At 68.4% G+C, this 26,073-nt stretch carries 26 protein-coding genes; 10 read left to right on the top strand and 16 right to left on the bottom strand.

Annotation, left to right across the window (positions count from 1 at the left end):
• Window positions 1-3 precede the first annotated feature (3 nt).
• Together OCL97_RS04900 and OCL97_RS04895 are read left to right on the top strand one after the other, a co-directional pair.
• Window positions 4-681: a DUF484 family protein gene (locus tag OCL97_RS04900; protein ID WP_377368110.1), complete on the top strand. Its 678-nt coding sequence runs from the start codon at window positions 4-6 to the stop codon at window positions 679-681.
• Entirely contained in the window at window positions 666-1,595 is a 930-nt protein-coding gene (locus OCL97_RS04895; RefSeq protein ID WP_377368108.1) for a tyrosine recombinase XerC, read from the top strand. The genes OCL97_RS04900 and OCL97_RS04895 overlap by 16 nt, the downstream gene beginning before the upstream one ends.
• Before the next feature lie 105 nt (window positions 1,596-1,700).
• Here OCL97_RS04895 and OCL97_RS04890 read toward each other — a convergent pair whose 3' ends face one another.
• From OCL97_RS04890 to OCL97_RS04855, 8 genes are all read right to left on the bottom strand, one after another.
• Complete coding sequence (locus OCL97_RS04890; protein ID WP_305702922.1) at window positions 1,701-2,270, bottom strand: histidine phosphatase family protein; 570 nt, start codon at window positions 2,268-2,270, stop codon at window positions 1,701-1,703.
• A 61-nt stretch (window positions 2,271-2,331) separates the two neighbouring features.
• Window positions 2,332-2,757: a GNAT family N-acetyltransferase gene (locus tag OCL97_RS04885; RefSeq protein WP_377368106.1), complete on the bottom strand. Its 426-nt coding sequence runs from the start codon at window positions 2,755-2,757 to the stop codon at window positions 2,332-2,334.
• Window positions 2,757-4,154: a dihydrolipoyl dehydrogenase gene (gene lpdA / locus OCL97_RS04880; RefSeq protein WP_377368104.1), complete on the bottom strand. Its 1,398-nt coding sequence runs from the start codon at window positions 4,152-4,154 to the stop codon at window positions 2,757-2,759. Before lpdA ends, OCL97_RS04885 begins: the two co-directional genes overlap by 1 nt.
• Window positions 4,155-4,212: 58 nt before the next feature.
• Window positions 4,213-5,460 (bottom strand): 2-oxoglutarate dehydrogenase complex dihydrolipoyllysine-residue succinyltransferase, encoded by a 1,248-nt coding sequence (gene odhB, locus OCL97_RS04875; RefSeq protein ID WP_377368102.1) that lies wholly within the window; start codon window positions 5,458-5,460, stop codon window positions 4,213-4,215.
• A 35-nt stretch (window positions 5,461-5,495) separates the two neighbouring features.
• Window positions 5,496-8,450, bottom strand: coding sequence for a 2-oxoglutarate dehydrogenase E1 component (locus OCL97_RS04870; protein WP_377368100.1), 2,955 nt, complete (start codon window positions 8,448-8,450; stop codon window positions 5,496-5,498).
• A 163-nt stretch (window positions 8,451-8,613) separates the two neighbouring features.
• On the bottom strand, window positions 8,614-9,492 hold the full coding sequence (gene sucD, locus OCL97_RS04865) for a succinate--CoA ligase subunit alpha (RefSeq protein ID WP_304775296.1): 879 nt from the start codon (window positions 9,490-9,492) through the stop codon (window positions 8,614-8,616).
• A complete protein-coding gene (gene sucC, locus OCL97_RS04860; RefSeq protein WP_377368098.1) occupies window positions 9,492-10,691 on the bottom strand; it encodes an ADP-forming succinate--CoA ligase subunit beta in 1,200 nt (399 codons plus the stop codon). The genes sucD and sucC overlap by 1 nt, the downstream gene beginning before the upstream one ends.
• Window positions 10,692-10,861: 170 nt before the next feature.
• Complete coding sequence (locus OCL97_RS04855; protein WP_305312860.1) at window positions 10,862-11,413, bottom strand: DUF2306 domain-containing protein; 552 nt, start codon at window positions 11,411-11,413, stop codon at window positions 10,862-10,864.
• Between the two features lie 85 nt (window positions 11,414-11,498).
• On the opposite strand from OCL97_RS04855, the gene OCL97_RS04850 reads away from it, so the two are divergent.
• On the top strand, window positions 11,499-12,293 hold the full coding sequence (locus OCL97_RS04850) for a LytTR family DNA-binding domain-containing protein (protein WP_377368095.1): 795 nt from the start codon (window positions 11,499-11,501) through the stop codon (window positions 12,291-12,293).
• Here OCL97_RS04850 and OCL97_RS04845 read toward each other — a convergent pair.
• The gene (locus OCL97_RS04845) at window positions 12,290-12,838 is read right to left on the bottom strand and encodes a GNAT family N-acetyltransferase (RefSeq protein ID WP_377368093.1); all 549 of its coding nucleotides are present in this window, start codon (window positions 12,836-12,838) and stop codon (window positions 12,290-12,292) included. The two genes, OCL97_RS04850 and OCL97_RS04845, sit on opposite strands and share 4 nt — an antisense overlap.
• A gap of 136 nt (window positions 12,839-12,974) precedes the next feature.
• Between OCL97_RS04845 and OCL97_RS04840 the strand changes: the two genes are divergently transcribed.
• Complete coding sequence (locus OCL97_RS04840) at window positions 12,975-13,613, top strand: lysozyme inhibitor LprI family protein (RefSeq protein WP_377368091.1); 639 nt, start codon at window positions 12,975-12,977, stop codon at window positions 13,611-13,613.
• Between the two features lie 175 nt (window positions 13,614-13,788).
• Window positions 13,789-14,505, top strand: a complete 717-nt coding sequence (locus OCL97_RS04835; protein ID WP_377368089.1) for a lysozyme inhibitor LprI family protein — start codon at window positions 13,789-13,791, stop codon at window positions 14,503-14,505.
• Here OCL97_RS04835 and OCL97_RS04830 read toward each other — a convergent pair.
• Window positions 14,502-15,491 carry a malate dehydrogenase gene (locus tag OCL97_RS04830; RefSeq protein ID WP_304775309.1) on the bottom strand — a complete coding sequence of 330 codons (990 nt, stop codon included), beginning with the start codon at window positions 15,489-15,491 and terminating at the stop codon, window positions 14,502-14,504. The genes OCL97_RS04835 and OCL97_RS04830 overlap by 4 nt on opposite strands.
• Window positions 15,492-15,631: 140 nt before the next feature.
• Here OCL97_RS04830 and OCL97_RS04825 point away from each other — a divergent pair, with 140 nt between their 5' ends.
• Both OCL97_RS04825 and OCL97_RS04820 read left to right on the top strand, forming a co-directional pair.
• Window positions 15,632-16,051, top strand: a complete 420-nt coding sequence (locus OCL97_RS04825) for an HIT domain-containing protein (RefSeq protein ID WP_377368087.1) — start codon at window positions 15,632-15,634, stop codon at window positions 16,049-16,051.
• Window positions 16,052-16,135: 84 nt separating this feature from the next.
• Complete coding sequence (locus OCL97_RS04820) at window positions 16,136-17,350, top strand: hypothetical protein (RefSeq protein WP_377368085.1); 1,215 nt, start codon at window positions 16,136-16,138, stop codon at window positions 17,348-17,350.
• On the opposite strand, the gene OCL97_RS04815 is transcribed toward OCL97_RS04820, so the two are convergent.
• Both OCL97_RS04815 and OCL97_RS04810 read right to left on the bottom strand, forming a co-directional pair.
• Window positions 17,347-18,138 carry a hypothetical protein gene (locus OCL97_RS04815; RefSeq protein WP_377368083.1) on the bottom strand — a complete coding sequence of 264 codons (792 nt, stop codon included), beginning with the start codon at window positions 18,136-18,138 and terminating at the stop codon, window positions 17,347-17,349. The genes OCL97_RS04820 and OCL97_RS04815 overlap by 4 nt on opposite strands.
• A 20-nt stretch (window positions 18,139-18,158) precedes the next feature.
• A complete protein-coding gene (locus OCL97_RS04810; RefSeq protein ID WP_377368081.1) occupies window positions 18,159-19,016 on the bottom strand; it encodes an HpcH/HpaI aldolase/citrate lyase family protein in 858 nt (285 codons plus the stop codon).
• 56 nt (window positions 19,017-19,072) lie between these two features.
• Here OCL97_RS04810 and OCL97_RS04805 point away from each other — a divergent pair, with 56 nt between their 5' ends.
• The gene (locus tag OCL97_RS04805) at window positions 19,073-19,456 is read left to right on the top strand and encodes a DUF2237 family protein (RefSeq protein ID WP_377368079.1); all 384 of its coding nucleotides are present in this window, start codon (window positions 19,073-19,075) and stop codon (window positions 19,454-19,456) included.
• A 3-nt stretch (window positions 19,457-19,459) separates the two neighbouring features.
• Here OCL97_RS04805 and thpR read toward each other — a convergent pair whose 3' ends face one another.
• On the bottom strand, window positions 19,460-19,996 hold the full coding sequence (gene thpR, locus OCL97_RS04800) for an RNA 2',3'-cyclic phosphodiesterase (RefSeq protein WP_377368077.1): 537 nt from the start codon (window positions 19,994-19,996) through the stop codon (window positions 19,460-19,462).
• A 144-nt stretch (window positions 19,997-20,140) separates the two neighbouring features.
• Here thpR and OCL97_RS04795 point away from each other — a divergent pair, with 144 nt between their 5' ends.
• On the top strand, window positions 20,141-20,884 hold the full coding sequence (locus OCL97_RS04795; RefSeq protein WP_304775322.1) for a Bax inhibitor-1/YccA family protein: 744 nt from the start codon (window positions 20,141-20,143) through the stop codon (window positions 20,882-20,884).
• Window positions 20,885-20,966: 82 nt separating this feature from the next.
• On the opposite strand, the gene OCL97_RS04790 is transcribed toward OCL97_RS04795, so the two are convergent.
• Window positions 20,967-21,299 (bottom strand): DUF2794 domain-containing protein, encoded by a 333-nt coding sequence (locus OCL97_RS04790; protein WP_304775324.1) that lies wholly within the window; start codon window positions 21,297-21,299, stop codon window positions 20,967-20,969.
• 396 nt (window positions 21,300-21,695) lie between these two features.
• Here OCL97_RS04790 and OCL97_RS04785 point away from each other — a divergent pair, with 396 nt between their 5' ends.
• Window positions 21,696-22,451, top strand: a complete 756-nt coding sequence (locus tag OCL97_RS04785) for a hypothetical protein (RefSeq protein WP_377368075.1) — start codon at window positions 21,696-21,698, stop codon at window positions 22,449-22,451.
• Here OCL97_RS04785 and OCL97_RS04780 read toward each other — a convergent pair.
• Together OCL97_RS04780 and acnA are read right to left on the bottom strand one after the other, a co-directional pair.
• A complete protein-coding gene (locus OCL97_RS04780) occupies window positions 22,441-23,133 on the bottom strand; it encodes a DUF1223 domain-containing protein (protein ID WP_377368073.1) in 693 nt (230 codons plus the stop codon). The genes OCL97_RS04785 and OCL97_RS04780 overlap by 11 nt on opposite strands.
• A gap of 92 nt (window positions 23,134-23,225) precedes the next feature.
• The gene (gene acnA, locus OCL97_RS04775; RefSeq protein WP_377368071.1) at window positions 23,226-25,922 is read right to left on the bottom strand and encodes an aconitate hydratase AcnA; all 2,697 of its coding nucleotides are present in this window, start codon (window positions 25,920-25,922) and stop codon (window positions 23,226-23,228) included.
• Window positions 25,923-26,073: the final 151 nt, after the last annotated feature.

Here is a 26,073-nt window from a genome sequence, read left to right as displayed (position 1 = left end):
TGCATGGATCTCGGGGTCGGGCTGAAGGATCAGACGCTGGGCCCCGATGAGGTGCGCCGCTTCCTCGCCGACAATCGCGACTTCCTGCTGTCCGACACCGCCTTGATGGCGGAGCTGGGCCTGCGCCCCGACGCGGCCAATGTGGTGGAGTTCGGCCCTGCGGCGCTCGCCCGCGTGCACGAGGCGCACAAGAAGGAATCCAAGGCCCGCAAGCACCTGGAGGCCACGGCGCGCGCCAATTTCGCGGCCCAGGCCCAGACCCATGGGGCGGTGGTCGACCTTCTGGACTCCCGCAACCATGCCGACCTGGCCCGCCGGGTCGATGAGCTGGCCCAGCTGCGCTTCGGCCTGGCGGCCGGCGTCGTCGCCCTGGAGGGACCTGACCGCACCCCGGCCGGCTGGCGGGTGATGGCGGAGGGTCAGATCGATCTCGTCATCGGCCACCAGCGCGTGGCCCTGATGGGGTTCCAACCGACCGCGCTCGGCCTGTTCGGCGAGCGGGCGCCGCAGATCAAGTCCATGGCCATGGTGCGCATGGCGATCTGGGAGCCGGCCCGCACCGGCCTGCTGGCCTTCGGCTCGGCTGATGAGCACGGCTTCACGCAGGACATGGGCGCCGAGCTGGTGGCCTTCCTGGCCCGGGTGGTGGAACGCACGGCGGAGCGATGGCCGGTCCTGTGACCACCGCCCGGCAGGTGCTGGCGGAGTGGCTGGTCCACCTGGCCCAGGAACGCCGCGCCTCGCCACGCACCGTTGAGGCCTATGGCTTCGCCGCCGGCCGCTACATCACCTTCCAGGAAGGGCATCGGGGCGAGACCCTGACGCTGAAGGCCTGCGGTGAGCTGACCGCCGGCGAGATCCGCGCCTGGCTGGCGCACCTGCGGTCCGGCGACCATCCCCTGTCGCCCCGGTCGCTGTCCCAGTCCCTGTCAGCGATCCGCACCTTTCACCGCTATCTCGACCGCCGCCACGACACCCCCAACCCCCACCTGGCCCTGGTGCGGGGGCCCCGGGTGAAGCCGTCGGCGCCGCGTCCGGTCACCGAGGACCAGGCGCGCGGAATGATCGCCGAGCCCGCGATGGATCCCGACCGAGAAGACTGGGAGGTCGCCCGCGACGAGGCGGTGCTGACCCTGCTGTATGGTTGCGGCCTGCGGATTTCCGAGGGCCTGTCGCTGAAGCGTTCGGACGCGCCCCTGGCGGAGTCGCTACGGATCGTCGGCAAGGGGTCGAAGACCCGGATCGTGCCGGTGCTGCCCGCCGTTCGCGAGGCGGTGGACGCCTATCTGGCGACGGTTCCCTTCGTGCTGTCGCCGGGCGAGCCGCTGTTCCGCGCCAAGCGGGGCGGGGCGCTCAGCCCGCGCCATGTCCAGGCCACGGTGCAGCTGTTGCGGGGTCGCCTGGGCCTGCCCGCCAGCGCCACGCCGCATGCCCTGCGCCACTCCTTCGCCACCCACCTGCTGGGGGCCGGCGCGGATCTGCGCTCCATCCAGGAACTGCTGGGACACGCCTCCCTGTCCACGACCCAGCGCTATACCGACGTGGATGCCGCGGCCCTGCTCAGCGCCTACAACTCGGCCCATCCGCACGCGTAACCCACGTCATCCCGGGCGAGCGCAGCGAAGACCCGGGACCCAGGGGCGGTGTGCTGGGCCCCTGGGTCCCGGATCGCCTATCGGCGTCCGGGATGACGGGATTGGTTAGCCCCGCAGGTGCGCGGTCTCATTCAGGCTGAGGATCGCCCGCTGGCCGCTGCGGGCGCACATGTAGCGGTGGATGCTAGTGTAGCGGGGCTCGAAGAACAGGCGCGGGGCCATGCCCAGCACGTGGGCGGTCCAGACATTGATCACTCCGCCGTGGCAGAACACCGCCACCCGCTGGCCGGGATGGCTCTCGATGATCTCCTCCAGGGCCTCGACGACCGCCTGCTGGAAGACGCCGATGTCGACGCCGTGGTCGCCGTCGGCCATGGCCTTCCAGGCGGCGTAGTCCTCGCGCTTCAGCTCCTCCATGGGGACATAGGCGCCTGAGTCACGGTCGAACTCGGCGATCCCGTCATGGTGGCGAAGGTCGTGGCCGCTGTGGGCGAGCAGGGGACCGGCGGTCTCGATGGCGCGCAGCATGGGGCTGGAATAGACCGCGTCGAAGGTCTCGCCGGCCAGCCACTCGGCGACCCTGCGGGACTGGTCGTGACCCTCGTCGTGCAGGGGCGGATCGGCGCTCTCGTGGCTGCGCACCGGCAGGCCATGGCGGATCAGCAAGAGTTCCATCGGTTTCCTTCCCCAACGCTTTGCACCCAGGGGACCGGGTTTTCAGGCGCGCCGCAAGGGCTCAGGTCCAGGCGGTTGAAGGTCTCTCCATGCGCACCCAAGGGACGCCGTCATCGCCCTGCGCGACCTCAGCGAAGCCCTCACGGGTGTAGAAGGCCCGCGCCCGGATATTGGCGGTCTGGCACTTCAGCGACAGCGGGTTGGGCGCGGAGGCCGCGACATGATCCAGCAGGGCCTTGCCGACACTGTGGCCGCGGAAATCGACATAGAGGGAGTGCAGGAACGAGTCGCGGCGATAGAGGGCCGCGACGCCGGCGATGCGGCGCTCGAGGACGGCCACATAGACCTCCTCCTCTCGGGCGTCGCGAAGGAAGTCCTGGGCGTTGTGGCGCCAGGCCGGAAGCCAGGTGAAGGTCTCGCGCAGCACCTTCTGATAGATGGCGCCGGCGATGGGCAGCTCCTCCGGGCGGACCCGGCGAACCTCCATCAGGCTTGCATGATCCAGCCCTCGACCCCCATGGCGGCCTGGCGGCCGGCCTCGGAGCGGGTGGGATGGGGGTGGCAGGTGCGGGCGATGTCCTCGCTGGCGGCGCGGAAGGCCATGGCCACGCAGTACTCGCCGATCATCTCGCCCGCCTGGGGGCCGATGATGTGGACGCCGAGGATCTCGTCGGTCTTGGCGTCGGCCAGGACCTTGGCGAAGCCGTCGGTCTCGTGGTTGATCTTGGCGCGGCTGTTGGCGGTGAAGGGGAACTTGCCGGCCTTGTAGGCCACGCCCGCCTCCTTCAGCTGCTCCTCGGTCTTCCCGACCCAGGCGACCTCCGGGTAGGTGTAGACCACGCTGGGGACCAGATTGTAGTCCACGTGGCCGTACTTGCCGGCGATGATCTCGATCACCGCGACGGAGTCCTCCTCGGCCTTGTGGGCCAGCATGGGTCCGTGGATGGCGTCGCCGATGGCCCAGACGCCGGGCGCCGAGGTCTTGAAGTGGTCGGTCTCGATGAAGCCGCGCTTGTCGGGGACCACGCCCACGCTCTCCAGGCCCAGGCCCGCAGTATAGGGCCTGCGGCCGATGGCCAGCAGCACATAGTCGGCGGTCAGCGTCTCGATCTCGCCACCGGCCACCGGCTCGACGGTGAGGGTGACTCCGGTCTTCGACGACTTGGCGCCGGTGACCTTGGACCCCAGCTTGAAGGCCATGCCCTGCTTGGTGAGGGACCGCTGGAAGGTCTTGGCGGTCTCGGCGTCCATGCCCGGCGTGATGCGGTCGAGGAACTCCACGACGGTGACCTCTGCGCCCAGGCGGCGCCAGACCGAGCCCAGCTCCAGGCCGATGATGCCGGCTCCGATGACGATCAGGCTCCCCGGAACTTCCGGCAGGGTGAGCGCGCCGGTGGAATCGACGATGCGCTTGTTGTCCACCACCACGCCGGGCAGGCCCGAGGGCTCAGAGCCCGTGGCGATCACGATGTTCTTGGTCTCCAGCACCGTGACCGAGCCGTCGGGGCCGGTGACCTCGACCTTGCCGGGCCCGGCGATCTTGCCCATGCCCTTGATCCAGTCGACCTTGTTCTTCTTGAACAGGAACTCGATGCCCTTGGTCAGGGCCAAGACGCTGTCGGCCTTCTGCTTCATCATCTGGGGCAGGTTGAGGGTCGGCGTCACCTCGATGCCGAGGGTGGCGAAGTCCTTGTTCGCCAGCTCGAACATCTCCGAGGCGTGCAGCAGGGCCTTGGACGGCATGCAGCCGACGTTCAGGCAGGTGCCCCCCAGGGTCTCGCGCTTCTCGACCACGGCCACCGAGAGGCCAAGCTGGCCGGCCCGGATGGCGCCGTTGTAGCCGGCGGGACCGCCCCCGATGATGACGACGTCGTATTGGGCCATGAGCCTTGGTCTTCCGAATTGAGAGGTGCTGGGGAGGATATGGGAAGGCGAACGCCTTCTAGATATCCAGCAGCAGGCGCTCCGGGTTCTCGATGGCGTCCTTGACGTGGACCAGGAAGGTCACCGCGCCCTGGCCGTCCACCACGCGGTGGTCGTAGCTGAGCGCCAGGTACATCATCGGCCGGATCACCACCTGGCCGCCGATGGCCATGGGACGCTCCTGGATCTTGTGCATGCCGAGGATGCCCGACTGCGGCGCGTTGAGGATCGGCGTCGACATCAGCGAGCCGTAGACTCCGCCATTGGAGATGGTGAAGGTGCCGCCCTGCAGGTCTTCCATGGCGAGCGCCCCGTCCCGAGCCTTCTTGCCCAGGGCTCCGATGGCCTTCTCGACGCCGGCCAGGTTGAGTGCGTCGGCGTCACGGACCACGGGAACCACCAGGCCTCGGTCGGTGCCGACGGCGACGCCGATGTCGTAGTGGTTCTTGTAGATGATGTCCTGGCCTTCGATCTCGGCGTTGACCTCCGGGACCTGCTTCAGGCCGTGGACCACGGCGGCCACGAAGAAGCTCATGAAGCCCAGCTTCACGCCGTGGGTCTTCTCGAAGACGTCCTTGTACTTGGTGCGCAGGGCCATGACGTTGGTCATGTCGACCTCGTTGAAGGTCGTCAGCATGGCCGCAGCGTTCTGGGCCTCCTTCAGGCGGCGCGCGATGGTCTGGCGCAGGCGGGTCATTCGGACCCGTTCCTCGCGCGCATGGATCTCGCGCGGAGCCGAAGCGGCAGGGGCGGCGGCGGCGGCGGCGGCGGGCGCATTGGCGCGCGCCTCGAGGGCCGCGAGGGCGTCACCCTTGGTCACCCGGCCGTCCTTGCCGGTCCCGGATATCGCGCCGCCGTCGAGGTTGTTCTCAGCCACGATGCGCTGGGCCGAGGGGGCGAGGGGCGCCGCGGCGGCCGCGGGCTTGGGCGCGGGAGCCGCAACAGGCGCAGGCGCGGGAGCGGGAGCCGGCTCGGCCGCCTTGGGGGCTTCGGCCTTCGGGGCCGCGGGCTTCGGCGCGGCGGCGGCGACAGCGCCCTCGGTCACGTGGCCCAGGACCGCGCCGGGCTCGACCGTGGCGCCTTCCTCGGCGCTGATGGAGGTCAGCACCCCGTCAGCCGGGGCGGCGACTTCCAGGCTGACCTTGTCGGTCTCCAGTTCGACGAGGATCTCATCCTTGCGGACCGCGTCCCCGGGCTTCTTGGCCCAGCGCGCCACAGTCGCCTCGGTGACGGATTCGCCGAGCGTGGGCGTCATGATGTCGGCCATTGGAGAGGTTCTTCCTGTTCTTTCGGGCGGTCGGTTTAGGCGAAGGCTTCAGCAAGGAACGTCTGAAGCTCCTTCATGTGCCGGCTCATCTGGCCGGCGGCGGTGGAGGCCGAGGCGGGGCGGCCGACATAGCGGGCGCGCTTGGCCTTGATCTTCAGGCGTTCAAGGGTGAGCTCCAGCCACGGGTCCACGAAGGTCCAGCCGCCCATGTTCTTCGGCTCTTCCTGACACCAGACCAGTTCGGCGTTGGGGAAGCGCGACAGCTCGGTGGACAGCGACTTCACCGGCCACGGATAGAACTGCTCCAGGCGCATGAGATAGACGTCGTCGACGCCCTTCTCCTCGCGGGCGTCCAGCAGGTCGTAATAGACCTTGCCCGAACACAGCACGACGCGGCGGATCTTGTCGGGCTCCACGAGCTTGGTGGCGGTGTTGACGCCGCGCTCGGCGTCGTCGTGCAGCACGCGGTGGAAGGACGAGCCCTCCGCCAGGTCCACGAGCCGCGACGTCGCCTTCTTGTGCCGCAGCAGCGACTTGGGCGTCATCACCACCAGGGGCTTGCGGAACTCGCGGCGCATCTGGCGGCGCAGGACGTGGAAGTAGTTGGCCGGCGTCGAGCAGTTGACGACCTGGAGGTTGTCCTCGGCGCAGAGCTGCAGGAAGCGCTCCAGGCGGGCGGAGGAGTGCTCCGGGCCCTGGCCCTCGTAGCCGTGGGGCAGGAGCAGGACCAGGCCGCTCATCCGCAGCCACTTCCGTTCACCCGAGGAGATGAACTGGTCGATCACCACCTGGGCGCCGTTGGCGAAGTCGCCGAACTGGCCTTCCCACAGCACCAGGGTCTTGGGGTCGGCGAGCGAGAAGCCGTACTCGAAGCCCAGCACCGCCTCTTCCGACAGGGGGCTGTCGAGCACCTCGAAATGGGCCTGGCCGGGGCGCAGGTTGGAGAGCGGCTGGTAGTGGGCCTCGGTGGTCTGGTCGATCAGGTCGCAGTGGCGCTGCACGAAGGTGCCGCGCACGCTGTCCTGGCCGGCCAGGCGGACGGGGAAGCCCTCGTCCAGCAGGGTGGCGAAGGCCAGGTGTTCGCCGGTGGCCCAGTCGAGGCCCTCCCCGGTTTCGATGGCCGCGCGGCGGTTCTCGATGGCGCGCTTGACCGTCTTGTGGACGTCGAGGCTCTCCGGGATCGCGGTGACCCGGGCGCCCAGGTCCAGCAGCTTCTGCAGGGCGACGCTGGTGTCGCCGCGGCGGTCGTCGCCGTCGGGCAGGGCCAGGCCCGCCCACTTGCCGTCCAGCCAGTCAGCCTTGTTGGCCTTGTAGGTCTTGCCGGACTCCATCTCCTGGTCGAGGAAGTCGTCGAATTTCTTCATCCAGGCGGCGACGTCGTCCTCGGTGATCACGCCCTCGCCGATCAGCTGGCGGGAATAGAGTTCGCGGGTCGAGGGGTGGTCCTTGATCTTGGCGTACATCAAGGGCGAGGTCATCGTCGGGTCGTCACCCTCGTTGTGACCGAACCGGCGATAGCAGAACATGTCGATGACCACGTCCTTGCCAAACTGCTGGCGGAACTCGGTAGCCACCTTGGCGACATAGGTCACGGCCTCGGGGTCGTCGCCGTTCACGTGGAAGATCGGCGCCTCCACCATCAGGGCCACGTCCGACGGATAGGGCGAGGAACGGCTGAAGGCCGGAGCCGTGGTGAAGCCGATCTGGTTGTTGACGATGAAGTGGATGGTGCCGCCGGTGCGGTAGCCCTTCACGCCCGAGATGGTGAAGCATTCAGCGATCACGCCCTGGCCGGCGAAGGCCGCGTCCCCGTGCAGCAGCAGAGGCAGGACGTGGTTGCGGCCGGAGTCCGGCGCGTCGCGCAGGGTGTAGGCCTGCTTGGCGCGCACCTTGCCCAGCACCACCGGGTTGACGATCTCCAGGTGGGAGGGGTTGGCGGTCAGCGAGAGGTGGACATTGTTGCCGTCGAAGGCGCGGTCCGAGGAGGCGCCCATGTGGTACTTCACGTCGCCCGACCCTTCCACATCCGAGGGCAGGCTGGAGCCGCCCTGGAACTCGTGGAAGATGACCTGGTAGGGCTTGGCCATCACGGCGGCGAGCACGTTCAGGCGGCCCCGGTGGGGCATGCCGATGACGATGTCCTTCACGCCCAGCGCGCCGCCGCGCTTGATGATCTGCTCCAGGGCCGGAACCATGGCCTCGCCGCCGTCCAGGCCGAAGCGCTTGGTGCCGGGGAAGCGCTTGTGCAGGAATTTCTCGAAGCCCTCGGCCTCGATGAGCTTCTTCAGGATGGCGACCTTGCCCTCCTTGGTGAAGCTTATTTCCTTATCCCGGCCCTCGATGCGCTCCTGCAGCCAGGCCTTCTGCTGCGGATCGGAGATGTGCATGTACTGCACGCCGATGTCGTTGCAGTAGGTGCGGCGCAGGATCTCCAGGATCTCGCGGATGGTGCCGGTTTCCAGGCCCAGCACGAAGTCCAGGAAGATGGGGCGGTCGTAGTCGGCCTCGGTGAAGCCATAGGACGCGGGGTCGAGTTCGGTGGCGTCGCCCTCCGGGATGGCGATGCCCAGGGGGTCCAGGTTGGCCCGCAGGTGGCCGCGCATCCGGTAGGCGCGGATCATCATGATGGCGCGCAGGGAATCGAGGGTGGCGGCGCGGACGGATTCGGGATTGGCGGCGGGCGCGGCGCGCTCGGCGACCTTGGCGCCGACCTTGGCCTCCACGGCCGGCCACAGGCCGTCGATGGCCGAGAGCCAGTCGGGGCGGGCGGCGGGGGCGGTCTTCTGGGTCCAGCCGGGCCTGGCGGCGGCGGCCTTAACCTCGTCGGCGCGATCCTGTAGCGAGGCGAAGAAGGCGCGCCACGAAGCCTCGACCGCGTTCGGGTCGGCGGCCCATTTCGCGTAGAGGTCCTCCACGAAGGCGGTGTTGCCGCCATAGAGGAAGGAGGTCTCGGCGAGCACCTCGTTGATCAGACCTGCATCGTCGGCCATGTCGTTCGCTTTCCCGGAGGGACCGCGAAGCTTCAAAAGAGGAGCCGAGCGCGGACCGCCCTACGCTTGATTGTGCACCCGACCGAACTCCTAGGAGTTCGGTCAAACACTTAGTGAGACCTTTCCTAACGCCGAACCGGCCCCCACTTCGGCTGGAAAGGTCTTAGGCGCCCTTGAGCACCTCAAGAAGGGTTTCGCCCAGTTTCGCCGGCGAAGGTGACACGCGGATGCCCGCAGCCTCCATCGCAGCGATCTTGTCCTCGGCGCCGCCCTTGCCGCCGGAGATGATCGCGCCCGCGTGACCCATGCGCCGGCCAGGCGGCGCGGTGCGTCCCGCGATGAAGCCGACCATAGGCTTCTTGATTGCTGAATTCTTAATGAACTCAGCCGCGTCTTCTTCCGCCGACCCGCCGATCTCGCCGATCATGATGATCGACTCGGTCTCCGGGTCCTTCAGGAACATGTCGAGCATGTCGATGAACTCGGTGCCTTTCACCGGGTCGCCGCCAATGCCCACCGCCGTCGATTGGCCCAGGCCCACCTGGGTGGTCTGGAACACGGCTTCGTAGGTAAGCGTGCCCGAGCGCGAGACAACACCCACCGAGCCCTTCTTGAAGATATTCGCCGGCATGATGCCGATCTTGCAGGCTTCCGGGGTCAGGACGCCGGGGCAGTTGGGGCCGATCAGCCTGGTTTTTGAGCCGATCAGGGCGCGCTTCACCTGGATCATGTCGGCCACCGGGATGCCCTCGGTGATGCAGATCACCAGGGGGACTTCGGCGTCGATGGCTTCCAGGATGGAGTCCGCGGCGAAGGCGGGCGGCACATAGATGACGCTGGCGTCGGCGCCGGTGGCGCGGACGGCCTCATCGACAGTGTCGAAGACCGGCAGGCCGATATGGGTGGAGCCACCCTTACCGGGAGTGACGCCGCCGACCATCTTGGTGCCGAAGGCGATGGCCTGTTCGGAGTGGAAGGTGCCCTGGGCGCCGGTGATGCCCTGGCAGATGACGCGCGTCTCTTTGCCGATGAGGATGGACATCAGGCGGCTCCACGCACGGCGGCGACGATCTTCTCGGCACCATCGGAAAGGTCGTTGGCGGCGATGACGTTCAGGCCGCTCTCATTGATGATCTTCTTGCCGAGCTCGGCGTTGGTGCCTTCCAGGCGCACCACCAGGGGAACCGTCAGGCCCACCTGCTTGACCGCCGCCACCACGCCCTGGGCCAGGACGTCGCAACGGGCGATGCCGCCGAAGATGTTCACCAGGATGCCCTTCACGTTGGGGTCGGCCATGATGATCTTGAAGGCCGCCGTCACCTTGGCTTCGTCGGCGCCGCCGCCGACGTCCAGGAAGTTGGCGGGCTCGGCGCCGTAGAGCTTGATGATGTCCATGGTGGCCATGGCCAGGCCGGCGCCGTTGACCATGCAGCCGATCTCGCCGTCGAGGGCGATGTAGCTGAGGTCGAACTTGGAGGCCTCGATCTCCTTGGGGTCCTCCTCGCTCTCGTCGCGCAGGGCGACGATGTCGGCGTGGCGGTAGAGGGCGTTGCTGTCGAAGGAGACCTTGGCGTCGAGGACGCGCAACTGGTCGTCGGCGGTGACGATCAGCGGGTTGATCTCCAGCATGGCCATGTCCTTGGCCAGGAACGCCGTATAGAGCTGGCGCAGCAGCTTGCCGGCCTGCTTGGAGAGGTCGCCCTTGAGGCCCAGCGCCTTGGAGAGCTTCAGGCCGTGGTGGTTCCAGACGCCGGTGGCCGGGTCGATGGAGAAGGTGATGATCTTCTCAGGGGTGGCGTGGGCCACCTCCTCGATGTCCATGCCGCCCTCGGTGGAGGCCACGACCGAGATCCGGCTCGTGTCCCGGTCCACCAGCAGGGACAGGTAGAATTCCTTGGCGATCGCCGCGCCTTCCTCGATGTAGAGGCGGTTGACCTGCTTGCCCTTGGGGCCGGTCTGGTGGGTCACCAGCACCCGACCAAGCATCTCGGCGGCGTTGGAGCGGACGTCATCGACGCTCTTGACCACCCGGACGCCGCCCTTGGCGTCGGGGCCGAGGCCCTCGAACACGCCCTTGCCGCGGCCGCCGGCATGGATCTGGGATTTCACCACGAAGACCGGGCCCCCGAGGGTTTCGGCCGCCTTGACGGCCTCCTCGACGGTGAAGGCCGGATAGCCACGCGGGACCGCCACGCCGAACTCGGAGAGGACGGCTTTGGCTTGATGCTCGTGTATATTCATGAGGTCGCGAGACGCGCTGTTTGGGCTCGCCCAGTGCGGCGAGAAGCCGGGGTATAAGCGCCGTTCCGGACCGTTGCAACCGCGCCACGGTCAGAAAAATAACGTTCGCGTCCAATTGTCCGGCGGGTGCGTTCCCTGCCGCGGAACACCCCCCGCCGGGCGCCGGAGAGTCAGGCGAAGAAGACGTTCCACATGGTTCGGCCGGGGATGAAGGTCAGGCCGCCGGCGATGATCAGGCCGCCGTAGAACATGCCCATCATGAAGCGGCGGTGCTGTTTCACGTCATGGCGGCGGGCCGCGATGACCGCCAGGGGCAGGGCGATCAGGGTCCAGCCGGTGATCATGTGGATGAACGACCAGCGGTCGCCGTTCACCCCGGTGATGAAGATCGAGGATCCGGCCACGATGGACATGGCCGTCACCCACAGCCAGCCGGCCCGGCGGTGGAAGGTCACGCCCTTGCGCATCAGCATCAGCATGGCGCCGATCACCAGGGCGACCACCGCGGCCGCCAGATGGAGCTGGATGACCAGGGGCTGGGCGGCGAGCAGGCCCCAGTCCGGGGCGCGGAGCCGGCCGCCGCTGGCGGCGCGGACAATGCCGCCGGCGACAGGGACCAGGGCGACCGCCAGCCCGACCGCCGCCAGCGGCAGGACGACCCTGCGGATCTCTTCAATCCGGCTGGGGGCCGCCTGCGCCGACGTTTGAGAAACCCGCGACATCATCTATCTCCGCTGGAGGGCCCTCGTGGCCCGCTGCCGCCTTGTGGAGATCTCGTCGTCCCATGCGCAAAGGACGTTGCGTCGAATGACAGATCGCCTGCGCGAGTCGCAGCCCGGCGCCGTTCACGCTTCGCGACTGGAACCCCTGAGCCAGGCTGGGATCCGGCGGACGCTCGTGGTCTCGGCCAGCGTGGGGGTGTTCCTCAGCTTCGTGGAGGCCTTCGACAGCGGCCACGTGGCCTTCCTGCCGCGCACGGCCTTCATGGTGACGCTCGGCCTGGCCGGGGCGCTGCTGGGCATGGTGAGTTTCCGGCTGGCCAGCCTCATTCCCCTCACCCGCCGCGGCCTGGTGGTCCACACGGCGATCAGCGGCACCCTGATGACGCCGCTCATGGGCCTGCTGGTCTGGGGCGCGGTGGGATTTGTGTCGAGCGGCCGGGCCCACAGCCGCGAGCTGCCGCAGTACATGCTGATCACCTGGGTCATGTGCCTGGCGATAAGCGGCCTGGCGATCTTCGTGTCCCATCGGCGCATGGCGGCCCAGGCGCCCACCGTCGCGCCGGCGCCCGTGAAGTTCCTGGAACGCCTGCCCCTGAAGCTGCGGGGCGCGGAGATCTGGGCGGTGGAGGCCCAGGACCATTACCTGCGCCTGCACACCTCCAAGGGCCAGGACCTGATCCTGATGCGGTTGGCCGACGCCGTCGCCGAACTGGCGGGGATCGAGGGCGCCCAGGTGCACCGCTCCTGGTGGGTCGCGCGGGACGCCGTGGCCGACGCTCGTCGGGGAGACGGGCGGGCGACCCTGACGCTGAAGGACGGCTCGGAGGTCCCGGTCAGCCGGACCTACGCCAAGCTGATCCGCGAGGCCGGCTGGATTTAGCGCGACGCTCTACGGGCGGCCCAGTCTTCCCGGCTCTGACCCCAGACATCGACCGCGAGCGCCTCGTAGGGCGCGGGCATCTGCGCCTGGCGCAGGATCGTCGACCCCAGGCGCCTGGCCACCGCGGCCGAGGCGGTGTTGGCCGGGTCGATGGTGTGCACCACCTCATGCCAGCCGAAGTTGTCAAAGGCCCAGTCCGTGGCGGCGATAGCCCCCTCCGTCGCATAGCCCTTGCCCCAGCGGTCGCGGATGATCCCCCAGCCCACCTCGGTCCCGGGCCAGCCCTCGGGCTGCCAGGGACCTAGCCGGCCGACCCAGTCGCCGGTGGCCTTCTCGATGACGCAGAACATCGAAAACCCGCTGATGGTCCAGGCGCCGGTGACCGAGCACAGGGCCCGCCACACTACGGAGGGCGCCTGCAGCCCGCCGATGTGCCGGGCGGCCTCCTCATCGGCCATGAAGGCGCACCAGGGCTCGAAGTCGGCCGCGCAGGGCGGGCGCAGGATGAGGCGGTCGGTCTCGAGGGTCGGGCCGATGGCGGTCATGGGCGGCTCCTGCGCCCGCCCGACATAGCGTCGCGCGGGCGCGCTTCGCAATGGCGGTTCAGGCGCGGTTCAGGCGCGCGCCGCAACGATAGGGTCGCCTCGGGGGTTCAGGAGGCTTGGACCAAGGACGCGCGTCATGACCACTGAAACCCGCGGCGGCTCGCCGCCTGACGCCCCTATTGTCGTTGGCCCCCCCGCCAAGTCGCCTTTCAGCCGGCCGATGATTCTGGCGGGGGTCGCAGGCGCCTGCGTCCTGGGCCTGGGCCTGGGTCTCTTGGCTCGACCGCAGTTGGCCGAGGACACCCGCGCGCCCGGGTCGATGAAACCGGTGGAGCAGGTGCAGATCGAGATCGATCGCGACGAACCCCTGCCCGCCGTGTCTGGCGGCAAGCTGGAGCTGCTGCCCTCCGGCCTTCAGGCGCCTCGCCCCGCGCCCGCCACACCGCCCGCCGCTCTGCCCGTAAGCGAGATTCAGCCTGCCGCCCGTCAGACCCGGCCCATGGCCCGGGGTCCCAGCTTCGACTGCGCCCAGAGCGCCAGCGCAGCTGAGGAACTGGTCTGCAACGACGAGACCCTGGCCGCTCAGGACCGGCGGCTGGCCAGCGCCTGGCGCCGCGCGATGGACTCCGGGGTTCCGATGCACCGCCTGCGCCGCCAGCAGCAGCGCTGGCTGGACGCCCGCGAGGACGCCGCGCGCCACGCGCCAGAGGAAGTGTCCGACCTCTATGACCAGCGTATCCAGGAGCTGGATGAGGTGGCGGCCTACGAGCGCTGAGGCGTCGCGTCAGGGTTGATCAATAATTCTATCCAGACGCGAAATTAATGGCGCCGTTCAGCCACAATTCATCGCCTCCCCAATATGGGTATTGGCGTCGGTTCGAGAGGGCGGGCGCACATCGGGGCCACTCCGGGGCGTCTGCGGCGGACCAGAATACGCCAGGACGTTAACCATGTTCACCCCCAGCAGCCTCCTGCGCCTCCGCGCGCCGGAATTCCACGAAACCCCGATGATCTTCCGGCCCCTCGAGGCCGAGAGCCCCCACCCCCACCTTTCGATCAATCCGGTCCACATTTCCGCCGCCGTCAGCATCGCCTGCGTGATGGGGATGGGACTGGGCCTCTGGATGCGGGCCGATGTGGATCGCCGCGCCGCCGGCTCGGCCCTGCGCCAGGCCACGCCCCGCGCGGCGGCCGACGCTCCGGCGGCGCAGCGGGTCCAGATCGCGCTGGCCGAGCCCGACGAGGAGATCGCCCCGGCGGCGAGCCTGATGGACGTCGGCGTTTCCGCCCCGCCACCCGTCGCCCAGACTGGCCAGGTCGTCGACGCCGTCTTTGTGGAGGCCCCCAGCTTCGATTGCCGGAGCGCCCGGACCCTGGCCGACCAGATGGTCTGCGTGGACCCGGCCCTGGCCGAGGCCGACCGCCGGCTGTCTGGCGCCTACAAGGCCGCCTTGGGCTCGGGCGCCGATCATCCGGTGCTGGCGAGGAGCCAGGCCCGCTGGCTGCCCGCCCGCGAAGCGGCCGCCAGGACGTCCCCCGAGGCCCTCGCCAGCCTCTACGAGAAACGCATCTCCGAGCTGGCGGCCAATGAAAACCCCGCCCGGCCAGCGCCGAGCGGGGTCCAAGAGGCGCGTGTGGCGGGCGTGGACGCCCAGCCGGTTTCCTAGACCAACAGGTCCTTGATGGTCTCGCGTTCGCCCACCAGTTCGTCATTGGTCAGCGCGATCTTGCTCTTGGCGAAGTCGTCCATCTCGTAGGAGGTGATGACCTCATAGGCGCCCGGCGCGGTGGTCTTCACCGGCATGCCGGCCCAGACGCCTTCGGCGAAGCCGTAGCGGCCCTGGCTGTCGACGGCGACCGAGTGGATCGCGCCGACGGTGTTCAGATCGCGCACGTGGTCGATCAGGGCGTTGGCGGCCGAGGCGGCCGAGGACAGACCGCGGGCCTCGATGATGGCCGCGCCGCGTTTGCCGACGGCGGGCAGGTACTCGTTCTTCAGCCAAGCCTCGTCGCCGATCACCGAGGCCGCGTCCTTGCCGCCGATCTTGGCGTGGGTGAAGTCGGCGAACATGGTCGGGCTGTGGTTGCCGTAGATGAACAGGTCGCTGACGTCGTTGATCGAGACGCCGGCCTTCTTGGCCAGCTGCGCGCGGCCGCGGTTCTCGTCCAGGCGCACCATGGCGGTGAAGCGATCCTTGGGCAGGCGCTTGGCCTGGTTGGCGGCGATCATGACGTTGGTGTTGCAGGGGTTGCCCACCACGGCCACGCGGGCGTTGTCAGCGGCGACGGCGTCGATGGCCTTGCCCTGGGCGATGAAGATCTTGCCATTGTCCTTCAGCAGGTCGGCGCGCTCCATGCCGGGACCGCGGGGCTTGGAGCCCACCAGCAGGGCCCAATTCACATCTTTGAACGCCACTTCGGCCTCGCCGGTCAGGACCATGTCCTGGAGCAGCGGGAAGGCGCAGTCCTCGAGCTCCATGGCGACGCCCTTCAACGCCTTCTGGGGGCCTTCCACCGGGATTTCCAGCAGCTGCAGGATCACCGGCTGGTCCTTGCCGAACATTTCGCCCGAGGCGATGCGGAAGAGGAGGGCGTAGCCGATGTTGCCGGCCGCGCCGGTGACCGCCACGCGGATGGGGGTCTTGGTGGTCATGGGGCTGCTCCGATAGCTGTTGCGGGACGGCAGGTGCGCCAAGTCGGGGGTCCCCGTAGCTCAAACCACCGCCTTGCTGCAATGCCGCACGCGGAGTTTAGGCCCTTTGCGGCGGCGCGGACGCGTGGTCATCCTCCGACATGCTCCAGCTCGACCCCGCCTTCCTGGCCACATCCCACGCCCTGGGCGACCTTCGGCTCTGCCATGTCCGGCTGCAGGACGACGCGCGCTATCCGTGGCTGGTGCTGATCCCCAGGGGAGCGGGCCTGCGGGAGATTGAGGACCTGCCGGCGGCGGATCGGGCCGTCCTGATGGAGGAAATCGTCCGGGTCGGCCAGGCCCTGCGGGTCCTGGGTGAGGCTCTGGGCGCCCCGCCGGAAAAGCTGAACGTCGGCGCCTTGGGCAATGTGACGCCGCAGCTTCACGTCCATGTGGTGGGGCGGCGTCGCGACGACCCCGCCTGGCCCGGGCCGGTGTGGGGCCACAGCCCGGCGGAGACCTACGCGGCCGACGAGCTTGCCTACGCCACCGACACGGCGCGCCGCGCGCTCGGCCTCTGACTCTTCGAGGTTGTATTTTTGTTGAAAACCCCTTGAAGCTGAGTCTTATTGTCAAATTCGGATAACACCGGTCGGGGGGCTGGCATGAAGTTGCGACGTTCGATGGTGACCGTGGTGAGCGGAGCCTTGGCGATGGCCGGGTCGGCCGTGGCGCAGACGATGCCGTCACCCAGCCGAGAGCTTGTGCGGGTTGGCGCCGACACGCTCATGGACCGGCCGCTCGGCAAGAAGAAGGATCAAGCCGGCGTGCAGATCCCTCTGCTGTCGGAGCGGCTCGACGGCTGCCTGTCGCCAGAGGCGCCGGACTTTTCCTGCGTGGCCCGGACGACCCGCGCCGCCGCCCGATCCTATCGCCGCCTCGCAGGTGTGCGCCAATGGGAAACCGACGCCTTCACCACCGGCTCGGCCGCCGGCCTGACGGTGGTCGCCATCGGTGTCGGCCATGCGGCCAAAGACAGCCTCAACGCCTGGACCGCCGTGGGTCTGCTGCCCTTGATCGCTGACGACCTGGCCTCTCCCGGCCCGCGCGCCCGGCTTTACAACGTCGCCGCCATCGCCATGACCATGACCGTCGTGCGGGCCGAGTCCTTGAACGCCGCGCTTGGCGCCATAACGCCTCAGATGACGGGGGGCGGCAATCAGACGGCGGACTTCCGTGCGCGGGTGCGGGAAGCCTGCGACCCGTCCACCTTGGCCAAGCTTGATCCTGCCAGGATCAAGCCGAGTTTGGGGAGCGACGCGAGGAAAGCGGCGGAAAGAGCAAACGCCAATCTAGACACGCGGTGCGACCAACTCACCGCTGCCGCCAGGAAGCTGGGGAACGCCGCCAGCATCTGGACTTTCGGCGGCGACCAGGCGGCACGCAGCCTGGCGGCCGACACCGCCATCCTCGACGACACGGTCGCGCGGCTTGACCGCAGCATGCGGGCGACCTCCAAGGAAACCCTCTCGGTTGTGCTGAAGGCGCCCTTCAATCTGGCCTCGAGCCTGGTGGGGGGGCAGACCGCGCCCCCGGAATACACTGGCCGCAATCTGCCGGTGTTCACCTCCACCTACAGCTTCAACCTCGGCCGCGTTCCGGATGCGGAGGTGCCGGGCGCCCTTGGGGCCGCCTTGGAGGCGCCGCCCGCCCTGACGGCGTGGGCGAAGCCCGTTCAGCAGATCAACAGCCTGACCGATGAGATCAACGCCGCCATCGCGGCGGCGGTCTATTTCAAGGCCGAGAATGAGCGCTCAGTGCTGTCCATCAGCCCCGGCAACAACCCGCCAGTGACCCTGTCCACGCCCTCGCGCCCCTAGTTCCGGCGCATCGTCACCGACCGGCGCTCGCCGCGTTCGGTCAGTTCGCCTGACCAGGTCCCGTTGCTGTCGGCGTTGAGCATCAGGATCGAGGGCTCGGCGCCGGGCCGTGGCGTCAGGCGGATGATGAGCTGCCCCCCGACGCGGCTGATCGTGTCGATGAAGCCCGAAGCGTCCGTGGCGCCCCGCCGGCGGGGATCGCGCCACGCGCCCTCGAGATTTCCGGAACCGCTGTCCACCAGTTGCAGGTCATAGAGCTCCGCGCCCCCGGCCCTCAGGGTCCAGGCTCCGTCCAGCGGTCCCTGCAGACCCTGGGCGGAGTTGAAGGACGAGCGCATGCGCGCTTCATAGCTGAGGTCGACGGCGGTCGGCGGCGCCTCCGGCGTCTTGCCGATCTCGTCGATATGGACCGGGGCGGTGAGGCGCGGCCGGCGCGGCGCGGGCGCGACGTAGGGCGGCGGGGTGTAGGCTGGCGGCCGGTAGACAGGCGGGGTGTTCACATAGGGAAGCTGCGGCTGGACCGCGGCCGGGCTGTTATAGACCGGCGGGGGCGTGTAGGCGGCGGGCGGCGGGGAGGCGCCGACCGGCGGTGCGGTGGTGACGGGCGCGCTTGGGACCGGCGCGGCGGTCGGAGGCGGTGACGGGGTGGGAGATTGCGGGATCGTCTCCGACCCTGGCTGAGCCTGGTCCAGCAGGGCGCCGATAGGATCGAGATCCTGCGCGGCGGCCACGGGCGCGCTCAGGATCAGGGCCGTGAAGGCCGCGGCGACGCGCCAGACTCTCGACACCCGGTTTTCCAAATCCTGCCTCACGCCGCGGCGATTGCGTCGGCCACAGCGATCAGACGCTGCGCCTCGACCAGATGCAACCGCTCCACCATGCGTCCCTCAATTCGAAGCACGCCCTTAGCTGCGTTTTCCGGCGAATCGAAGGCGGCGACAATTATGCGCGCCCAATGGACCTCGCCCGGAGCCGGAGAAAAAGCGGCGTTGGCGGCCTCGATCTGTCCCGGATGGATCAGGGTCTTGCCGTCGAACCCGAACTCCGCCCCCTGCTCGCACTGCCGGACCAGGCCGGCTTCATCTGCGATGCCGTTATGGACCCCGTCGAGAATGGCCAGGCCGTGGGCCCGGGCGGCGGCGACGCTGAGGGACAGGGGCCCCACCAGGGGCGCCCGGTCCACGGTGAGCCGACAACGCATCTCCTTGGCCAGGTCGTTGGTCCCGATCACCAGGGCGTCGAGGCGGCTGGTCCCTCCGCAGGCGGCGATGGACTCCAGGGCGAAGAGGGAGGCGCAGGTCTCGATCATCACCCACAGGCGGGTCTCACCCGACAGCCCCGCATCGTAAGCCGCCACGTCCGCGGCGCTGGAGACCTTGGGGGCCAGGATGGCGTCGGGACAGGCGGCGGCCGCCGCGGCCAGGTCTTCGGCGCCCCAGGGGGTGTCGAGGCCGTTGACCCGGATCACCACCTCGCGACGGCCAAACCCGCCGGCCTTCACGGCCTCGACGGCCTGCTGGCGGGCGATCTCCTTGGCGTCGGGCGCGACGGCGTCCTCCAGATCCAGGATCACCACGTCGCAGGTCAGGTCGCGGGCCTTTTCGATCGCCCGTGCGTTGGCGGCGGGCATGTAGAGGGCGCTGCGGCGCGGCCGGGCGGCGATCACGGGCGGGCTCCGTTCTCAATTAGGCGGGGCCCCCTCTTACGAGCTAGGGTGGGGCCATGACCATTCGATACGACGAGGATGCAAAAAACGTGCTGGGCGGAGAGCTTATCTCCTGCTCCCTCGACCCCGTCACCGGCTTCTTCCGCAACGGCTGCTGCGAGACCGGACCGGCCGACACAGGTATCCACACCGTCTGCGCGGTGATGACCGCCGACTTCCTGGAATACTCCAAGGCCATGGGCAACGACCTCTCGACCCCGGCGCCCGACTACGCCTTTCCAGGCCTGAAGCCCGGCGACCGCTGGTGCCTCTGCGCGCCGCGCTGGAAGGAGGCGCTGGACGCCGGCGCCGCCCCGCACCTGGTGCTGGAGGCGACCCACGAGGAAACCCTGGCCATCGTGCCGCTGGGAATCCTCAAGGACTACGCGGTCAAGGCCTGAGCGTCACCGCAGCCGGTATATCTGTTCCAGCTGATAGCGGGACCCGCCGCTGAGCAGCAGGCTCGAATAGAGTCCGAAGCTGCTGACCTCGAAGGGCGGGGATTTCAAAAGGGCGTTGGCCGACAGCCAGGCCGCGACCTCGGCGACATCGGGCCGCTTCAGATAGGCCAGGGTCACGTGGGGCCGATAGGCGCGGGCCTCAGCCTTGAGGCCTGAACGCCGGGCGGCGGTCTCGCAGGCCTTGGCCAGGCGGCGCAGGGCGTCGTTCTCCCTCACCCCGGCCCAGACGGCGTGCAGGTCGGGCCCCTCGCCGAAGGACCCCACGCCCTCCAGTTCCAGGGTCATGGGCGCGGCGGAGATCCGCTCAAGCTCCAGGTGCAGGTCGTCGGCCACATCCTCTCGGACGTCGCCGAAGAACCTCAGGGTGATGTGGAAGGCCTCCACCGGCCGCCAGTTGGCCCCGCCCAGTCCGTTCTGGCGCGCTTGCAGGCCTTCTCCCAGCTCTGACGGGACGGCGACGGCGGCGAAAAGACGGATCATGCCCGCCAACCTAGGACAGGTCGTGAGGGAGGGCGATACGGACTGACGCAATCGTAATCGGGCGCCCGCTTGCGTTCGTGCCCTCGGAACACGATATTCAGAGGTGCGCCCATCTGGGGCGTTGCAACAAAGGGCTATGCTCAGATGAGCGACTTCAACCGCGGCGCTGCTCGCACGATCCCCGCGGATCGCGCCGACATGTCGGTGGACGCGGGACTTCGCAGCTTCATGCTCGGCGTCTACAACAAGGTGGCCTTGGGCCTCGTGGTGTCCGCCGGCCTGGCCTTCCTGACGGGGTCCTTCGCACCGGTCCGCGATCTGATGTTCACGGTCTCCAACGGCCGCGTGGGCTACTCGATCCTGGGCATGGTGGTGGCCTTCGCCCCCCTGGCCGTGATCCTGTTCACCTCCTTCGCCAAGAACGTCACGCCTAAGAGCGCCGGCATCACCTACTGGGCGATCGTCAGCCTGATCGGCGCCTCCATGGGCGTGCTGGTCCTGCGCTATACGGGCGCCTCCATCGCCACGACCTTCCTGCTGACGGCCACGGCCTTCGGCGCCCTGTCACTGGCGGGCTACACGACCAAGAAGAACCTGAACGGGCTGGGCAGCTTCCTGATCATGGGCGCCTGGGGCCTGATCGGCGCGATGCTGATCAACATGTTCCTGCAGAGCTCGATGATGAGCCTGCTGATCAACGTGGTGGGCCTGCTGATCTTCGCCGGCCTCACGGCCTACGACACCCAGCGCCTGAAGATGACCTACTACGAGTTGGGCGGGAACCAGTCGGCCATGAGCGTGGCCACCAACTTCGGCGCGCTCAGCCTCTACCTGGACTTCATCAACATGTTCCAGTTCCTGCTCGCCCTGCTCGGCAACCGCCGCTAGGTCCCGACGCAGCGACGATCTCGAAACCCCGGCGGGTGACCGCCGGGGTTTTTGTTTGGCTGGAAGCGGGGGTCCTTGGGCCTCAGTCCACCACCTTGAAGCGGCCCTTGTCGAAGACCCGCAGCACCTGCTCCAGGTCATGGCCGCGCTTGAGGATCACCCCACCCTGACCGATCACCGACCAGGCCCCCTGGCGTGCCGCCAGGGCCGGCCGCTTCTCGATGCGGTACAGCGGCGCCTCAGTGGCCTTGCGGAACACCGAGAACGAGCAGGCCTCGGCCTGGGCGTCGATGGCGTAGTCGCGCCACTCGCCGGCGGAAACCATGCGGCCGTAGAGGTTGAGGATGCGCTGGAACTCGCGGCGTTCGAAGAAGACGCTGGCGGTCGTCGCAGGGGTGGGCTGATCCAGGGCCATTCCCCAGGACGTTAGACCCAATCCGCGCGGTTCCACAATCGGCGGCTGGGGCCAATCGTGTCGGCCCGGCAACGGTCACCGCCAAACTGGACAAACCGTAATTTCACGCCGTGAAAAGACCTTATTCCGGCCCAGCCGCCGCCCGATGGGCCCCCGATAAAGTCACTGTCGGTTGGTTGGAACCTTGCTGGTCCCGGATCCTGAACAGCCCCCCCAGCCCCCCTGGATCGCGGGCTTCGATCAGCCGACACCCCTCTCTCTCTCCGAGAGAACGAGCCCCAAGACGAGCCCGCACGGAGCCCCCTCCCCCGTGCGGGCTTCGTCATGTCTGGAGACCATAAGGCCGCTGGGCTAGGCTGTGGGACGTCTTCGCACCGAACCGGGGGGTTCCAGACCATGCAAATCCACGCCGCGGCCCGCGCCGCGCTCCTGGCCCTGGCGCTCGCGATCAGCACGCCGGCCTTCTCCGCCGCGCCTGCGGAGGAGCGGGCGGCGGTCGCAGCCGGCCTGAAGGCTCGCCCGATCTATGTGGCCATCGAGCGCTATTTCCCCGAGGTGTTCAAGGAGATGGTGGATCGCCTCGCCGAGGGGCTGGCGAGCAGCCGGCCGATGGGGGATCTGATCCAGGAGCTCCGCCCGCTTTACTCCGCCCTCCTGGCCCGCGAGACCCCCAAGGCCGACGTGGCCAATACCCGGCTCTTCATGACGCTGGGCCGGGATCAGGCCCTGGCGGCCCTCAAGCGTAGCCCCCACGACTGCCTGATCATCCTGGGCGTGTCCTCCGACAGGACCCTGCCGGCCGACATCCTGCCCGAGGCCCTGATCGAGCAGGAGTTCGACTATGCCGCCAAGCTGTTCGCCCAGACCGCCACCCGGCCCGAGCCCCTGCCGCCGGCCCTGAGCCAGTCCGCCCTGCAGAGCCTTGCCTCGCAGGTCTACGACACCCTGCCCTCCGATGCGCTACGGGCCGCCTTCACCCAGATCGGCGGCTCCGGGGCCAAGGCGACCACGCCCGTGCAGCAAGAAGCGGTCTGCCGCTTCAGCACCAACCTGATGGATGTTCTCCTGGCCAAGCCGGGAAGCGAGGGGACTGACGCCTTCCGCGCCCTGACCTTCGCCACGACCGTGAAACGGGCCGCGGTCAGTCCTTGACGGCGGCGGCCAGCACTCGGCCGCCCTTGGGGCCCTGGACAATCACGGCGGTAGCCAGCCCCTGGGCCGGGGGCTGCGGCACCCGGTAGGCCGTGGGCTTCCCGCGCCAGGCGCCCAGGCGCTTGATCTCCACCACGACATTGCGGTGAGGCACCGTCTGGCCCTTGTTGTCGCCCGTGCGGACGGTGACGTCCTGCTCGCGCGGGTCATAGCGCACCAGCCAGACCTCGGCGCCGCCCCGCGGCACGGCGCCTGAACCGACATCGACCCTGCGCTGGCCGATGAAGGCCATGTCGGGCCCGCGCCGGCGGGAACTGGCGGTATCCGAGACCAGCTTGTCGATCTTGTCGTCCTGCAGGCCGCCGACCTGGGCGCGGCCGTCGACGACGACCTGCGGCGTATAGGGTTCGCGCAGGTCCAGGCGGGCGACATAGGCCTTCTGGCGCTCGGCGAAGGCCGGCTTGGCGAAGGTGTCCTCCCAGCCGAGATAGTCCCAGTAGTCCACCGAGAAGGTCAGGGCGAGCACGCCGGGCTTTTCGGCCAGCTTGCCGACATAGGCATTGGCCTCGCCGCAGGAGGCGCACCCCTGGGCGGTGTAGAGTTCGACGACCACGGGCGACCTGGCCTGCGCGCAGAGCGGCAGGGCGGAGACCAGCAGGCTGAATAGCGCGACATTACGCATGGGCGCGCACTTAACCGGACTTCGTTGGGGGTTGGGTTTCAACAAGGTGTGACCAGACGGCGGACAGGGCCCGCCGTCTGGTCGGGAACACCTTAGGCCGCGGTCTTGGCGAGATTGCGCAGCACGTAGTTCAGCACGCCGCCGTTCTTGAAATACTCAAGCTCGGTGGGCGTATCGATCCGGCAACGGACCGGGAAGCGCGCGATGCGGCCGTCCGACGGACGGTACATCTCGATGGTCAGCTGACGGCGGGGCGACAGTTCGGTCAGGCCACGGATGGTGACGATCTCTTCGCCCGTCAGGTTCAGCTTCTGCCAGCCCTCCTGCAGGAACTGCAGCGGCAGGACGCCCATGCCCACCAGGTTCGAACGGTGGATGCGCTCGAAGCTCTCGGCGATCACCGCGCGCACGCCCAGGAGCTTGGTGCCCTTGGCCGCCCAGTCGCGGGACGAACCGGTGCCGTATTCCTTGCCGGCGAACACCACCAGCGGACGGCCTTCGCCCTGATAGCGCATGGCGGCGTCATAGATCGCCATGACGTCGCCGGAGGGGAAGTGCTTGGTGACCCCGCCTTCGATGTCCGGGGTGATCTTGTTGCGGATCCGGATGTTGGCGAAGGTGCCGCGCATCATGATCTCGTGGTTGCCGCGGCGGGCGCCGTACTGGTTGAACTCCGTGGTCGGAACCTGGCGTTCACGCAGATAGACCCCGGCCGGCGAGGTGGCCTTGATCGAGCCGGCGGGCGAGATGTGGTCGGTGGTGATCGAGTCGCCGAACACCGAGAGAACCCGGGCCTCGACGATGTCCGTCACCGGCGACGGCTCCATCTTCATGTCCTGGAAGTAGGGCGGGTTCTGCACATAGGTCGAGCCCATGTCCCAGGCGTAGGTCTGGCCGCCGGCCACCTTGATGCCTTGCCAGTTCTTGTCGCCCTTGAAGACGTCCGAATAGCGGGTGGCGAACATCTTCTGGGTGACGTGCTTGCGCTGCAGGGTGGCGATCTCTTCCGAGGTCGGCCAGATGTCCTTCAGGAACACCGGCTTGCCGTCCTTGCCCTCGCCCAGGGGCTCGGTGGCCAGGTCGATGTTCATGGAGCCGGCCAGGGCGTAGGCGACGACGAGGGGCGGCGAGGCCAGGTAGTTGGCGCGCACGTCGGGGTTCACCCGGCCTTCGAAGTTGCGGTTACCCGACAGCACCGAGCAGGCGACCAGGTCGCCCTTCTGAACCGCCTCGGAGATGGCCTCCGGCAGCGGACCGGAGTTGCCGATGCAGGTGGTGCAGCCATAGCCCACCAGGTTGAAGCCGAGCGCGTCGAGGCTCTTGGTCAGGCCCGCGCTCTTCAGGTAGTCGGTGACCACCTGGGAACCGGGGGCCAGGGAGGTCTTCACCCAGGGCTTCACCTTCAGGCCCTTTTCGACGGCCTTCTTGGCCACCAGGCCCGCGGCGATCAGCACCGAGGGGTTGGAGGTGTTGGTGCAGGAGGTGATGGCCGCGATGACCACGTCGCCGTTGCCGACGTCGAACTTCTCGCCTTCCACCGGCACGCGCTGACCGGCGCTTTCCGGGTCGGCCTTGCCGAACTCCTTGCCGAGCGCCGACCTGAATTCGGCAGCGGCGTCGGAGAGCAGGACGCGGTCTTGCGGGCGCTTGGGGCCGGCCAGGGACGGCAGGACCGAACCCAGGTCCAGCTCCAGGCTGTCAGTGAACACCGGGTCGGCGTCGCCGGGCTCGAACCACAGGCCTTGGGCCTTGGCGTAGGCTTCCACCAGGGCGACGCGGTGGGCGTCGCGGCCGGTGGCCGAGAGGTAGTCGATGGTGGCCTTGGTCACCGGGAAGAAGCCGCAGGTGGCGCCGTATTCGGGGGCCATGTTGGCGATGGTGGCCTGGTCTTCCAGGGTCAGGCCGGCGAGGCCCGGACCGTAGAATTCCACGAACTTGCCCACCACGCCCTTCTTGCGCAGCATCTGGGTGACGGTGAGCACCAGGTCGGTGGCCGTCGCGCCTTCCGGCATGGCGCCGGTGACGCGGAAGCCGATGACTTCCGGGATCAGCATCGGGATCGGCTGACCCAGCATCACGGCCTCGGCCTCGATGCCGCCCACGCCCCAGCCCAGGACCGACAGGCCGTTGATCATGGTGGTGTGGCTGTCGGTGCCGACGACGGTGTCGGGATAGGCGGTGGTGGCGCCGTCCTCGTCCAGAGTCCAGACGGTCTGAGCCAGGTATTCCAGGTTCACCTGGTGGCAGATCCCGGTGCCCGGGGGCACGACGCGGAAATTGTTGAAGGCCGAGGAGCCCCAGCGCAGGAAGCGGTAGCGCTCGATGTTGCGCTCATACTCGCGCTCGACGTTCTCGCCGAAGGCCTTGGAGGTGCCGAAGTGGTCGACCATCACCGAGTGGTCGATCACCAGATCGACGGGGTTCAGCGGGTTGATCTTCTCGGGGTTGGCGCCTAGCGCCGTCATGGCGTCGCGCATGGCGGCTAGGTCGACGACGGCCGGAACGCCGGTGAAGTCCTGCATCAGGACCCGGGCCGGGCGGAAGCTGATCTCGTGCTCGACCGAGCCCTTGTTCACGAGCCAGGCGGCCACGGCGGCGAGGTCGTCGCCCCCGACGGAGACGCCGTCTTCGTTGCGGAGCAGGTTTTCCAACAGCACCTTCATGGAGGCCGGCAGGCGCGAAACGCCCGAAAGTCCAGCTTCCTCGGCGGCGGGAAGGCTGTAGTAGACGTAGGTCTTGTCGCCCACCGTCAGTTCGCGGCGGGTCTTCAGGCTGTCGAGCGACGCCATATAAGGGATCCTTCCTCTGTTCACGGCCGCTACACCACCGCTTCGGGGATCGCGCGCTTTTCTAGACGGACACACAGCGTCCGTCCCCGCGCCGCGTACGCCCCCCAAGGCGGCGTCGGCCGCGCGCGTCATAACCCCTGGCTCGGCCTAC

The sequence above is a fragment of the Phenylobacterium ferrooxidans genome (genome assembly GCF_042714595.1).
Lineage (GTDB): Bacteria > Pseudomonadota > Alphaproteobacteria > Caulobacterales > Caulobacteraceae > Phenylobacterium > Phenylobacterium ferrooxidans.
The sequence above is the reverse complement of the archived record's forward strand: the minus strand, read 5'-3'. Positions and strand labels throughout refer to the sequence as shown.